The sequence below is a fragment of the Agromyces sp. NPDC058110 genome (genome assembly GCF_042884735.1).
Lineage (GTDB): Bacteria > Actinomycetota > Actinomycetes > Actinomycetales > Microbacteriaceae > Agromyces.
The window spans coordinates 121,043-134,408 of record NZ_JBHVTI010000006.1 but is presented as its reverse complement, the minus strand read 5'-3'; the positions used below and the strand labels follow the sequence as shown (position 1 = coordinate 134,408).

Below are 13,366 nucleotides of genomic sequence, written 5' to 3'. Positions count from 1 at the left end.
GGGTGGTCGGGCATCGGGCAGTTCATCGTGGCAGAGCGCAACCGTCGGTGGAAGGACTCCTCTCCTTCCGCGATGGACCCAGTTCGGGGCACGTTCCGGGCGTGCCCGGCCCCCGACAGCGGTGCCCGCTCGGATACGCTGAGCGTCGCCGTGGAACCCCGCCGCGGCGTCCGCCGGAGTCTGCCCGAGAGTCCGTACGGGTTCCGTTCGAGAGGACCGCAATGCCCCGCTTCGACCTCGCCCCCGACGAGCTGCGGGCGTACCGGCCCGAGATCGCCGAGCCCGACGACTTCGACGAGTTCTGGCGTGCGACGCTCGCCGGGGCGCGCGCGCTCGCCGAGCCTCCCCGGCTGACCAGGGCCGAGAGCCCGCTCGCCACGGTCGAGGTGTACGACGTCGAGTTCAGCGGGTTCGGCGGCGACCCGGTCGGCGGGTGGTTCATCGTGCCCGCGGGGGCCGCGGCATCCGCCCCGCTGGCGACCGTCGTCGAGTTCAACGGCTACGGCGGGGGCCGGGGCCTGCCGCACGAGCGGCTCGCATGGGCGAGCGCGGGGTACGCCTACTTCCTCATGGACACGCGCGGGCAGGGCAGCGTCTGGGGTTCCGGCGGAACGACGGCCGACCCGCACGGCACCGGTCCGTCGGTTCCGGGGTTCATGACGCGCGGTATCGACGACCCCGAGGGCTACTACTACCGGCGCGTGTTCACCGACGCGGTGCTCGCTGTCGACGCCGTGCGCTCGCTGCCGCAGGTCGACGCCGAACGCGTCGCCGTGTGCGGCGGCAGCCAGGGCGGCGGCATCGCGATCGCCGTGGCCGGTCTCGTCGAGGGGCTCGTGGGCGTCATGCCCGACGTGCCGTTCCTCTGCCACTTCGAACGCGCCGTGGGGCTCACCGACAGCGACCCGTACCAGGAGATCGTGCGGTACCTCGCCGTGCATCGGGATGCCGCGGCATCCGCCTTCGACACGCTCTCGTATTTCGACGGCGCGAACTTCGCGACCCGCGCCACCGCACCGGCCCTGTTCTCGGTCGCCCTCATGGACCCGGTCTGCCCGCCGTCGACCGTGTACGCCGCGCGCAACCGATGGGGTGCGGATGCCGCGGCCGACGCGGATACGCCCGAGACCGTCGCACCGGTCGCCGACATCGTCGAGTACGCGTTCAACCAGCACGAGGGCGGCGCCGGCGCGCACTGGCCGCGGCAGGCGGCGTGGCTCGCCGAGCGACTCGCGGGCTGAGTGATCCGGCGCTGTCAGGCGGTCAGCCGGCGTCCCGTGCGCTCGACTCGCCGTGCGCGACATCCCACTCGACGAGGGGCTGCAGCGCCTCGACGAGCTGGATGCCCGCGGCGCTCGGCGTGTAGGTGATCGTGACGGGGGTCGTCGGGCGCACGTGGCGCTCGATGAGCCCGCCGACCTCGAGTTCGCGAAGTCGTGCGGCGAGGAGCCGGTCGGAGATGCCGTCGACGGTGCCGCGGTACTCGCTGAACCGCCGTGCGCCGCGCACCCCGGCGAGCAGGATCGACGCGTTCCACTTGCGGCCCGCGAACTCGACGATGCGCGTGAACCGGCGGCAGGCGTCGTCGTCGATGTGCCCGAGCCGTTCGAGGCGCGATCGATGCGCCGGGAGATCGGCGACGAGATCCGTTTCGGACTTGCTTACCATGAGTAAGTAGCTTACACCCGGTTGTCGAGTGCGGCGCCGATGGGCGACGATCGAAGCAGTCCACTCGACAGGAGCAGCATGCACTACGGACACGACCTGCAGTTCGGCACCTTCATCACCCCGAGGAACGACCCGCCGCAGGCCGCCGTGCGCCTGGCCGAGCTGAGCGAGGCGTCGGGCTACGACCTCGTGACCTTCCAGGACCACCCGTACCAGCCAGCGTTCCACGACACGCAGACGCTGCTCACCTGGGTCGCGGCGCGCACCGAGCGCATCCACGTCGCGGCCAACGTCGCCAACGTGCCGCTCCGCCCGCCGGCCGTGCTGGCCCGCGCCGCCGCGAGCCTCGACCTGCTCTCCGGCGGTCGCTTCGATCTCGCGCTCGGCGCAGGCGGGTTCTGGGACCCGATCGCCGCGATGGGCGGCCCGCACCTCACGGCTGGCCAGGCGGTGACCGCGCTGGGCGAGGCGATCGACGTCATCCGGGGCACGTGGGACGTCGACGAGCACGCCCGGTTCGTCGTCGACGGCACCTACCACCACGTGAACGGCGCGAAGCGGGGGCCCGCGCCCGCCCACAACATCCCGATCTGGATCGGCGCCCTGAAGCCCCGCATGCTGCGGCTCATCGGTCGCAAGGGCGACGGCTGGCTGCCCTCGTACGGCTACCTCCAGCCCGGCGACCTCGGGCGCGGCAACCGCACGATCGACGAGGCCGCGCTCGCCGCAGGCCGCGACCCGCGCGAGATCCGGCGCCTGCTCAACATCAACGGGCGCTTCACGAGCGGTCGGGCCGGCGGCGCCGGAGCGTCGCGCGGCAACGCGTTCGACGGCCCGGCCGAGCAGTGGGTCGAGCAGATGCTCGCGCTCGTGCTCGACGAGGGCATCGGCACGTTCATCCTCGCGAGCGACGACCCCGGCACCATCGTGCACTTCGCCGAGGAGGTCGCGCCGGCCCTGCGAGAGGCGGTGGCGCGCGAGCTCGCGAGCGCGGCGGCATCCGGCGGCCCCGATGCCTCCGACGTGTCGGCCGGCGACGGGCGAGCGGATGCCGCGGGCGGCCCCATCGCGACCGCAGGCCAGCTGCGCAGCACCGCGGTGCGCTCGAAGCGCCGCGACGGCATCGACTACGACGCGGTGCCGCCGTCGCTCGCGGCCCACGCCATCGAGCCCGGAGACGCCGGGTACTCGCGCGTGAAGTCGACCTACATGCGCGGCGGCTCGCCCGGACTGGTGCTGCAGGCGGGCACCCCCGAGGAGGTCGCCGACGCGCTCGCGTTCGTGCGCGCCAACCCCGACGTGCCGTTCGGCGTGCGCAGCGGCGGCCACGGCATCAGCGGCCGCTCGACGAACGACGGCGGCATCGTGCTCGACCTCTCGCGCATGAACGCGATGGAGGTGCTCGACGAGTCGCGCCGCCTCGTACGCATCGAGGCCGGGGCGCGCTGGATGGACGTCGCCGCGTTCCTTTCGCCGCACGGCTGGGCACTGAGTTCGGGCGACTACGGCGGAGTGGGCGTCGGCGGGCTCGCCACGGCCGGCGGCATCGGCTGGCTCGTGCGCGAGCACGGCCTCACGATCGACCACGTGCGCGCCGTCGAGCTGGTGCTCGCCGACGGCTCCATCGTGCGGGCCGATGCCACGCAGCATCCCGACCTCTTCTGGGCCGTGCGCGGCGCGGGCGCGAACATCGGCGTGGCCACCGCCTTCGAGTTCGAGGTCGACGAGATCGGCGAGATCGGGTTCGCGCAGCTCGCCTTCGACGCGAGCGACACCGCCGCGTTCCTGCAGGCGTGGGGCGACTGGCTCGTCGACTCGCCGCGCGACGTCACGAGCGCCCTGCTCATGGGCGGCCCGCGGCCGGGGCAGCCGCCGATCGCGCAGGTGATGGCGGTCATCGACTCGGCCGACCCCGACACGATCATCGCCCGCCTGCAGCCCCTCGCCGAGGCCGCACCGCTCGTGGGGCAGCAGGTGAGCCTCACGACCTACGAGGCGGTCATCTCGAATGCATCCGACCAGGCGCACGCCGGTCAGGGCGAGCCCACGGCCAAGTCCGGCCTCGTCGGGCGCATCACGCCCGAGTTCGCGCGCGACACCGCCCGGTTCCTCGAGAGCGGGGCGACGCCCTTCTTCCAGATCCGGTCGGCGGGCGGTGCCGTGCACGACGTGCCGGCGGATGCCACGGCCTACGGCCACCGCGACGTGGAGTTCTCGGTCTCGGCGATCGGCTCGACGCGCAATCGCACGAGCGAGCTGTGGAAGCAGCTCATGGCCCCGCACATGTCGGGCGCCTACCTCAGCTTCGAGACCGAGCAGGGCCGCGAGCAGCTGGAGGCCGCGTTCCCGCCCGCGACGCTCGCGCGCCTGCGCGAGATCAAGCGGCGGGTCGACCCCGACAACCTCTTCCGCGACAACGCGAACATCGTGTGAGCGGCGTGCCGCGGCATCCGCTCGCCGTGGCATCGCTCGCCGCGGGCTGGTGCGCGGCGGAGGCTTCCGCGTGTCGGGCCCGCCCGGTACGGTGTAACCGGCAATGGGGGCCGACGCGGAGGACGGGTGAGATGGCCGAGACGGCGACGCACGTGATCAGACCGCTCACGCCCGAGACCTATCCGGCGTGGCTGGCGCTCGCCGAGAAGCACAACGGGGTCTGGGGTGGCTGCTACTGCTCGTACTTCCACGACGACACCGAGCACACCGCGAAAGACGACGTCGACCGGCCGACGTTCAAGCGCCGGCTCGTCGAGGAGGGCGTCGCCCACGCCGCGCTCGTCTTCGACGGCGACGCCGCGATCGCGTGGTGCGAGTTCGGCAGCCCGATCGAGCTGCCGAACATCTACCACCGCAAGCAGTACGACGCCGGCGAGGCCAACCCTGCGCCGTGGCGCATCACCTGCTTCTTCGTCGACCGCGACCACCGGCGCTCGGGGGTCGCGCGCGAGGCGCTCGACGGTGCGCTCGACCTGATCGCGCAGGCCGGCGGTGGCGAGGTGGTCTCGTTCCCGAACGAGCTCGTGCCCGGCAAGAAGACGTCGTCGTCGTTCCTGCACAACGGCACGCGGGCCATGTTCGAGAAGGCCGGGTTCACGTTCGAGCGCCACATCGGCAAGAGCAAGACCGTGATGCGCAAGACGATCCCGGCCGCTCGCGGCTGACCGCCGGCTCCGGCGCGTGCGGAAGCATCGCCCGACGTGGCTAGGCTGCCCGGCATGGGCAAACTCTTCGACTCCATCGACGACCGGCTGCAGGCGTGGATCGAGGCGCAGCCTATGTGGTTCGTGGCGACCGCGCCGCTCAGCGAAGACGGGCACGTCAACCTCTCGCCGCGCGGCCACGACTCGTTCAGCGTGCTCGACGAGCACCGCGTCGCGTGGGTCGACTACACCGGCAGCGGCATCGAGACGATCGCGCACCTGAACGAGAACGGGCGGGTGTGCATCATGTTCAACTCGTTCGACGCCCGACCGCGCATCGTGCGGCTGCACGGCCGAGGCACGGTGCACCTTGCGGGCTCTGCGCTCTTCGACGAGGTCGTCGCGATGCACCCCGAGCATCCGAGCACGCGGGCCGTGATCGTCGTCGACGTCACCCGCGTGAGCGACTCGTGCGGGTGGGGCGTGCCCGTCATGGAGCAGACGGGCGAGCGCGACCTGATCCGCCTGCACGCCGAGAAGAAGGGCGTCGACGGCATGGACGCCTACCGCGTCGAGAAGAACTCGTGGAGCGTCGACGGGTTGCCCGGCCTCGTTCCCGACGAGATCGCCGGGTAGCCGCGGCATCCGCACGCCGTCGCCTGAGCGAGCGACGGATGCCGCGGCATCCGTTCACTCCATGGTGTCGAGGATGCCCACGAGCTGCTCGAAGGTCGTGAGCGGGTTCACGATCGCGAAGCGCGTGTTCGGGCGGCCGAGGTGCGAGCTCGGGGTGACGAAGGCGAGCTGGTCGTCGAGGAGCTTCGCCGACCAGGCCGCGTACTGCTCGCGCGTCCAGCCGTCGCGCTCGAAGACCACGACCGACAGCTGCGGGTCGCGCACGAGCGAGAAGCCGGGGCGGCGACGGATCTCGGCGGCGATGTCCTGCGCGAGCTGGAGCGACGAGCTGATGGCCTCGCGGTAGGCGCCGCCGCCGTAGGTCGCGAGCGAGAACCACATCGGCAGGCCGCGCGGGCGACGCGTGAGGTGGATCGCGTAGTCCGACGGACTCCACTCGGTCGTCTCGGTGAGCGTGTCGAGATACTCGGCGTGCTGTGTGTGCGCCGCACGCCCGCGGTTCGGGTCGCGGTAGATGAGCGCGCACGCGTCGAACGGCGCGAAGAGCCACTTGTGCGGGTCGACGATGACCGAGTCGGCGCGGCCGACGCCCTCGAACCGGTCGCGTGCCAGGGGCGAGAGCATCGCGGCGAGGCCGTAGGCGCCGTCGATGTGCAGCCAGAAGTCGAACTCGTCTTTCAGGGCGGCGATCGAGGCGACGTCGTCGACGATGCCGAAGTTCGTCGATCCGCCGGTGGCGACGACCGCGAAGACGGATGCCCCGTGCTCCTCGAGCGCCGCGCGCACGGCGTCGCCCCGCAGCTGCCCGTCGGGGCCGGGCGTGACCTTGATGATGTCGACGTCCATGACACGGGCGGCCGACGCGATCGAGGAGTGCGCTTCGGCGCTGCACACGACCTTCCAGCGCGGGGCGGATGCCTCGGGGTCGGCCTCGGCGAGCTTCGCCCGCGCCGCCTCGCGGGCGGCGACGAGCGCCGACAGGTTGCCGAGCGTGCCGCCCTGCACGAACACGCCGCCGGCGCCGGCGGGCAGGCCGAACTCGTTCGCGAGCCAGCGCAGCACCTCGTTCTCGGCGTGCACGGCACCGGAGCCCTCGAGCCACGAGCCGCCGTAGATGGCGGATGCCGACACGACCAGGTCGAACGCCGATGCCGCGTTGGTCGGGGCGATCGGGATGAACGAGAGGTACTGCGGGTGGTCGGTCGTGATGCACGCGGGGGCCAGCACGTGCTCCCAGATCGCGAGCGCACGGCGGGCGCCGATGCCCTGCTCGTCGATGGTGCGCCCCGCGAGGCGGTTGAGCTCGGCGGGGGAGAAGGGCTTGTCGAGCGGGGTGTCCTCCAAGAGCATGCGGCGGCGCGAGTAGTCGAGCACGAGGTCGACGATGGCCTCGGCCTCTGCGGTGTTGGCGTGCATGCGGGTGGGGTCGGCCGGTGCCGAACCGGTGGCGGTGCGGTGGTCGGAGTTCATGGTGCGTCCCTTCGGATTCGCGCGGGGTTCGGCGAGCTGAGAGCAGCGTCGCATACGCGCGAGATGATTGCAAAAACACGCGCAAGAACACCATTAGCCGCACATTTCACGCGTTTGATCCGAGTAGATCGAACGATAGTGCGCGTCATGGCGCAACTTTGCGCACGGCCGTTTCGGCGCTCCGCGTCTCCGGATGGGTGGCCGGATGCCTGCCGGATGGGCGGCCGGGGGCGGCGGTCGCGTGGCGGGCGCGGGTTCGCCGACGCGTGGGCCGCGGCTCGCGCCGACATCCGTGGCATCCCTGATCCGGCGGGTGCACGATGGGCGTAGAACGCGTGCTGAGGAACTCTCACGAAAGGAGTGCGCCATGCCGGTCACCATCGGCGGAGTCGACCTGTACCTCGGTCCGACCACGGTCGGAGGCCCCGACGACCTCGACCTCGCGATCCGCACCTTCATCGAGGGGGCGAAGCACACGCTCGCGATCGCCGTGCAGGAGATCGACTCGCGACCCATCGCCGAGGCGATCGTCGACGCCACGAGACGCGGCGTGCGCGTGCGCCTCATCCTCGAGGGCGACTACCTCACCGAAGACAAGGCCATCGCCGACCCGTGGAACTCCGCCGGGGCGCACGACGAGAACCGGTTCCTGCTCGCGGCGCTGCTCAAGTCCCGCGTCGACGTCGTCAGCGACCTGAACCCGAAGATCTTCCACCAGAAGTTCATCGTGCGCGACGCGGGCAAGCCGACGGCCGCCGTGCTCACCGGCTCGACGAACTTCACGCGCACCGACACCGGCACCAACGCGACATCCGGAGCAGGTAAGGGGCAGAACCTCAACCACATCGTGGTGCTGCACGGTCGCCGACCCGCGGCCGAGTACCTCGTCGAGTTCGAGCGCATGCGCTCTGGCACCTTCGGCGACCTGCACGAGCGCGTCGAGCCGAAGCCCTCGGAGTTCGGCCTGCCCGCCGTGCGCATCAAGCCGCTCTTCGCCCCGAGGCACGGCCCCGAGATGGAGATCATGAAGCAGATGCTGAAGGCGAGGCAGTCGATCGACTTCGCGATGTTCACGTTCGCGCAGTCGTCGGGCATCGACGACACGATGATCCGCCTGCGGCCGCTCGTCGCGCGCATGCGGGGCGTGCTCGACCGCGGCCAGGGCGCGGCCAAGTGGGCGGCGACGAAGGGCCTTGCGGGCGGGGCCGTCGAGCTCTACACGACCAAGCTCGGCACGGGCGTGCGCAAGCTGCACCACAAGCTCATGGTCATCGACGAGCGCGTGCTCATCGTCGGCAGCTTCAACTACACGGCCCCCGCGAACACCCTGAACGACGAGAACATCGTCGTCATCGGCGACCTCGAGGAGCCCGAGGGTACGCCGACGGATGTCGCGCAGCGGGCGCTCGCGACCTACGCGCTCACCGAGATCGACCGCATCATCGCCCAGCTCTCCGAGCCGATCCCGGCGTGAGCCGGTTCGAGAGCGGGCGGATGCCGCGGCCCGCCGTGTCGCGGCGTTCAGCCGATGGGGACTCGCCCTCCACACCCGGGCCACCGCCAGTCCGTGCCCCGGCGCGTGTGCGCCTCCGGAGCGGCGCGCGCGACGCTCAATAGACTGCGCGGATGGCGTCCACCTGGAGTGAGCAGTCGGCGGTCTACCTCACCGCCACCGACGAGTGTCCGCGCTGTCGGGCGGTGCTCGCCGCGGCGGTCTGCGCGAACTGCGGCGCCGACCTCCGCGGGCCCGAGGCGATCGCCGTCATGCAGGCCTCGCAGGCGGCCGCCGCGGCGCTGCGCGAGCGCGAGCGGCTGATCTCGGCGCTGCCGACCGCTCCGGCGGCCGCGGGTGCTGCGCCTGCTGTGCCCGCTGCGGTGCCTGCGGTGCCGGCCGTCGCGGTGACGCCGGCCGCAGTCGTCGCACCCCAGGTCGGCGGGCCTCCCGCATGGGTCGCGTCGGTCGATGCCTCCGCGATCGCAGGCTCCGGAGCGGCTCCCGCACGTGCGGCAGAGCCCGCGGCGCCGGTGATCGCGCCCGCGGCGCCCGTGACCCCGCCCGTCGCGCCCGCGGCATCCGCCCCTCGCCCCGAGAGCCAGACGAGCGTGCAGTCGGTGCTCGCGGTGGCCGGTGCGGCGCTGTTCGCGGTTGCGGCGATCGTCTTCACGTTCCTCAACCCCGAGATCACGCAGGTCGTGCGCACCCTCGTGACCGTCGGCGTCACGATCGCGTTCTTCGTGGTCGCGTGGGTGCTGCGTTCGCGCGGAGTCGTCTTCTCGGGCGAGGCCATCGGCGCGCTCGGCATGGTGTTCCTCGCGCTCGACGTGCAGGCGCTCGCCGAGGTCGCGCCGGCAGGCGTGAGCGGGTGGGTCTTCGCCGCGCTCGGCACGTTCGTCGCCTCGGCGATCATGCTCGCGGTGAGCCTCGCGACGCGAATGCGCACGTGGTTCTGGTCGGCACTCGTGGGCCTCGTGCTCACCCCGGCGTTCCTCGGTTACGCGGGCGCCGAGTTCGCAGTCGCCTGGGGGCACGTCGTGGCAGGTGCGGTCGCGCTGGTGGCGAACCTGCTCGCGCCACGGGCCGCGGGTCGATTCGGCGGCAGCATCCGCACCGAGCGCGCGACCATGACCGTGCTGCAGCTCCTGTCGATCGCGCTCGTGCTCGTGCAGCTGCCGTTCCTCGGCAACACCCCCGAGCGCGAGCTCGGGCGGGTGCTGCTGCTGGTCGCGCTCGGCGCGTGCGCGCTCATCGCCGTCGGCACCGGCGCCCGCCGCTTCTGGAGCGCGGCGGGAGGCGTGCTCTGCGCGAGCGCCGTCGCGATCACACCCCTCCTGCTCGGCCTTCCGAGCGAGCACTCGATGTGGCTGCTCACGCTCATCCCGGTCGCGGCCGCCGTCGCTCTCGCCGTCACCTCGTTCGTGCCGGCGGCCGGCGGGCTGCTCGCACAACCGTTGCGCGGGGGAGCCCTCGGCGTGCTGCTCCTGAGCGCGAGCTTCGGTGCGTACCTGCTCACGCTCGTGCTCGCCCGCGTGGGCGTGCTGTTCGTCGGCTCGCTGCCCGAACCGGGCCGGGGCGAAGAACGCCGCTTCGGGAGCGAGCTCTTCACCGAAGACGCCTCGACCTGGGCGCTCGCCGCGCTGATGGGCGTCGCGGCATCGGCGGTCGGCGTCGGCGTGCTCGCCTGGCGCACGCGCCGCGATCGACTGGCCGGGGTCGGAACCTGGACCGGCACCGGGCTCGCAGCGCTCGCGCTCTGGCTCGCCGGAGCCGCCGTGCTGCAGTTCGTCGCGTGGCCCGCGCTCTCGATCGTCGCGCAAGTCGGCCTCGGCATCGGGGTCTCGGTGCTGGCCTCGCTCGCCGTGGTCGTTCCCGCCTCGCCGATCGCGCGCGCCCCGCTGCCCGTCCGAGCCCCGTTCATCACCGCGGCGCACCTCGCGCTGTTCGTGGCGGCGCTGCTCAGCTGGGCCGACGCCGCGGTAACGGTGCCGCTCGGTGCGGTGATCGTCGCCGCGATGCTGCTCGTGTCCCGTACGGTGCCGGCTCCGGTCCGGGCCGTGCACGTCGGCGTCGCCTACGCCTACGCCCTCGTGCTGCTCGCCACCGCGCTCGTTCGAGGGGGCGTCGACACCGTGGCCGTGCTCTGCCTCACGACGACCACGGCAGCGCTCGTCGCCCTCGCCGCGACGCTCGTGCGTCGGCTCGACGCGCGCTCGTGGTACGCGATCCTCGTCGTCACGCTCGTGCCGTTCCTCGTCGGCATCGCGACCGTGCTCCTCGAACGCAGCGCGTGGACCGCGCTCTCGACGGCCGTCATCGCCGCGCTCGCCGTCGCGCTCGTGTTCACGCGCCGCCCCGGACTCAACCGGTTCGTGCGGGGCGCGGCCGCGGCCATGATCGTCCCGGCGCTGTCGGTCGTCGTGATCTGCCTCGGCGCAGCGACCCTCGATTCGAGCGGGTCGCCGGTGGCGCTCCCCATCGTCGCCGTGCTCGTCGCGGTCGCACTGCCGCTGACGTCGCTCCTCGAGCGCGCGATGCTGCGCAGCGGCATCACCGCGGCGGACGCCGCAGTCGCTCGGCTCTGGTTCGAGGTCGGTGCGCTCGTCTCCGCGGCCGTCGCCGTGCTGCTGTCGATCCTCCGCGATGCGGCCGGCCTCGGCACGGCCGCCGTCGTGCTCGTCATCATCGGCCTGGGCGCCGCGGCCATGCGCGTGGTCGCCGGGCGACGATACGGCTGGTGGCTCGCCGCGGCCGCCTGGACCGGTGCGCTCTGGTGCGTCTGGGCCATCCGCGGCGTCGCGGTCATCGAGCCGTACACGCTTCCCCCGGCGGTCGCCGCGATCACGGTCGCGACCGTCATGCTCGCACGGCGCGGCCGAGGGCGCGAGCTCCTCGCCAGCGGCCTCGCGGTCGCCGTGCTGCCCTCGCTCGTCGCGCTCGCGGCCCTCGGCTCCGAGTCCGACGTCGCACCGTGGCGCACGCTGGGCCTCCTGGCCGGTGCGCTGCTCCTGCTCGCCGCTGCCGCGTTCCTCGGCACCGACACGGGCGAGCGCATGCGGCGACTGGGCGTCGTGCGCCCGCTCGTGTTCACGGCGGCGGTCGTCGCGGCCTCCGCCGGCGCGATCCAAGGCGTGCGCTGGGCGCTGGGGGCCGACCCGGCACCCGACTGGACGACGCCCGTCATGGTGCCGGTGCTCGCCGTCGCGGTGATCGCGGCGCTCCTCGCGGGCCTCGCCGCGGTCGGTCTTGCCGGCTCCGTCGGCACGGCCGCCGCTGCCGGTACCGACCCGACCGATGCGTCGGGCGACGGACGCGAATCCGTCGACTCCCGCTCGCTCGGTGAGCGCAGCCGGTGGTTCGGCGCACCGGCCCTCGTCTACCTCGCGCTCGGGCCGATCTTCGCGACCCAGCGCGACTGGTTCTCGATCTGGACGCTCTGGGCGCTCATGGCGGTGCTCCTCGTCACCGCCGTGGTCTTCGCCGCACGCGATCGCCTGCACCGGCCGGTGATGCCGCCGTTCTGGTTCGTCTACGTCATCGCGTGGGCCGCCGGCGTCTCGGGCTGGAGCCAGCGCGACCTCCGCGTCGAGGTGTTCTCCCTGCCGTTGGGGGTCGCCGTGCTCGTCGCCGGGGTATTGTGCCTGCGCCCGCGCGACGGATGGCGCGAGCCGAGGGCGACCTTCGACTCATGGCCGGTCGGGTTCCGCGGCTCGTGGCGGCTGCTGGCGCCCGGCATCATCCTCACGCTCCTGCCGTCGGTGCTCGCCACGGCGACCGATCCGCAGCTCTATCGCCCGATCATGGTGATCGCGCTCGCCCTCGTGCTGATCCTCGTCGGCTCCGCGCGCAAGCTCGCGGCGCCGTTCATCCTCGGACTGCTGGTGCTGCCCATCGAGAACATCGTGGTCTTCGCCGCGCAGATCGACCGCACCGTCGGCGCGATGCCCTGGTGGATCACGCTCGCGACCGCCGGCGCGGTGCTCCTCGCGATCGCCGTCGGGGCCGAACGCAAGACCACTCAGGGCCGCGGGGTCGCCGCGCGCCTGCGCGAGCTCGAGTGAGGCCAGCCGACGACGGGCGGCTGGCGCGTCGGCCCCACCATGTCGGCGGCCTGTGATCTGGTTGGCGCATGGGCTTCGATGAACGCTTCCTCGGTGTCGGCGCCGCGCTTCCGCGCGTGATCGGGGCGGAGGCCGCGGCATCCGTCAGCCTCGACTACGTGCACTTCACCGTGGTCCTCGACTCGGTGCGGCGGCTGGCGCGCGTCACGGGAGTGAACATCGACGGCGCGACGCTGGTCGATGTGGCCCGAGGCGACGACTGGCGCTTCGACGAGCGCGTGCCCGAAGACTGGCAGACCGGCCCGGCCGTCTACGCGTCCAACGACCTCGACCGCGGGCATCTCGTGCGTCGACGCGACCCGGTGTGGGGCACGCCCGAGGTCGCGGCGCGCGCGAACAGCGACACGTTCCACTACACGAACGCAGCGCCCCAGGCGGGCGGGTTCAACCAGTCCGAGGAGCTGTGGCTCGGGCTCGAAGACCACGTGCTCGAGCACGCGCAGGCCAACCGGCTGCGGCTCAGCGTGTTCACGGCGCCCGTGCTCGGGCCCGATGACCCGCCGTACCGCGGCATCCGCATCCCCTTGCGGTTCTGGAAGATCGCCGCCTGGAACCGCGGGGCGGGCGCCTCCGGCGACGGCGACGGCGAACTCGCCGCGGCCGGGTTCGTGCTCGACCAGACCCCGCTCGTCGACACGAGCCAGGTGGTCTCACCGGCACCGGGCGAGGTGCCGCCGCTCGGGCCGTTCCGCACGTTCCAGGTGCCGATCGCCGACATCGCGGCGATCACCGGCCTCGTGATGCCCGACCTCGTCGCCGCCGACGTGCTGCCGCAGACCGCGGTCGCCACCGGGTGGCGGCGCCTGCACGCGGCATCCGACGTGCTGCTCTGAGTTCCG

At 72.6% G+C, this 13,366-nt stretch carries 9 protein-coding genes; 7 read left to right on the top strand and 2 right to left on the bottom strand.

The window, feature by feature from the left end; genetic code table 11:
• Positions 1-221 precede the first annotated feature (221 nt).
• Positions 222-1,241, top strand: a complete 1,020-nt coding sequence (locus ACFVS8_RS15680) for an acetylxylan esterase (protein WP_387064201.1) — start codon at positions 222-224, stop codon at positions 1,239-1,241.
• Positions 1,242-1,263: 22 nt separating this feature from the next.
• On the opposite strand, the gene ACFVS8_RS15675 is transcribed toward ACFVS8_RS15680, so the two are convergent.
• A complete protein-coding gene (locus ACFVS8_RS15675; protein WP_387064198.1) occupies positions 1,264-1,668 on the bottom strand; it encodes a winged helix-turn-helix transcriptional regulator in 405 nt (134 codons plus the stop codon).
• A gap of 78 nt (positions 1,669-1,746) precedes the next feature.
• Between ACFVS8_RS15675 and ACFVS8_RS15670 the strand changes: the two genes are divergently transcribed.
• The 3 genes from ACFVS8_RS15670 to ACFVS8_RS15660 all read left to right on the top strand — a co-directional run bounded on the left by ACFVS8_RS15670 (position 1,747) and on the right by ACFVS8_RS15660 (position 5,441).
• Positions 1,747-4,101 (top strand): LLM class flavin-dependent oxidoreductase, encoded by a 2,355-nt coding sequence (locus ACFVS8_RS15670; RefSeq protein ID WP_387064195.1) that lies wholly within the window; start codon positions 1,747-1,749, stop codon positions 4,099-4,101.
• Positions 4,102-4,232: 131 nt separating this feature from the next.
• Positions 4,233-4,826 (top strand): GNAT family N-acetyltransferase, encoded by a 594-nt coding sequence (locus ACFVS8_RS15665; RefSeq protein ID WP_387064192.1) that lies wholly within the window; start codon positions 4,233-4,235, stop codon positions 4,824-4,826.
• 54 nt (positions 4,827-4,880) lie between these two features.
• Positions 4,881-5,441: a pyridoxamine 5'-phosphate oxidase family protein gene (locus tag ACFVS8_RS15660; protein WP_387064189.1), complete on the top strand. Its 561-nt coding sequence runs from the start codon at positions 4,881-4,883 to the stop codon at positions 5,439-5,441.
• 54 nt (positions 5,442-5,495) lie between these two features.
• On the opposite strand, the gene ACFVS8_RS15655 is transcribed toward ACFVS8_RS15660, so the two are convergent.
• Positions 5,496-6,911, bottom strand: coding sequence for a pyridoxal phosphate-dependent decarboxylase family protein (locus ACFVS8_RS15655; protein ID WP_387064186.1), 1,416 nt, complete (start codon positions 6,909-6,911; stop codon positions 5,496-5,498).
• Positions 6,912-7,278: 367 nt separating this feature from the next.
• Here ACFVS8_RS15655 and ACFVS8_RS15650 point away from each other — a divergent pair, with 367 nt between their 5' ends.
• The 3 genes from ACFVS8_RS15650 to ACFVS8_RS15640 all read left to right on the top strand — a co-directional run bounded on the left by ACFVS8_RS15650 (position 7,279) and on the right by ACFVS8_RS15640 (position 13,360).
• Positions 7,279-8,385 carry a phosphatidylserine/phosphatidylglycerophosphate/cardiolipin synthase family protein gene (locus ACFVS8_RS15650; RefSeq protein WP_387064183.1) on the top strand — a complete coding sequence of 369 codons (1,107 nt, stop codon included), beginning with the start codon at positions 7,279-7,281 and terminating at the stop codon, positions 8,383-8,385.
• 152 nt (positions 8,386-8,537) lie between these two features.
• Positions 8,538-12,467: an SCO7613 C-terminal domain-containing membrane protein gene (locus tag ACFVS8_RS15645; RefSeq protein WP_387064180.1), complete on the top strand. Its 3,930-nt coding sequence runs from the start codon at positions 8,538-8,540 to the stop codon at positions 12,465-12,467.
• A 68-nt stretch (positions 12,468-12,535) separates the two neighbouring features.
• Complete coding sequence (locus ACFVS8_RS15640) at positions 12,536-13,360, top strand: DNA/RNA non-specific endonuclease (protein WP_387064177.1); 825 nt, start codon at positions 12,536-12,538, stop codon at positions 13,358-13,360.
• The last annotated feature ends 6 nt before the right edge of the window (positions 13,361-13,366 follow it).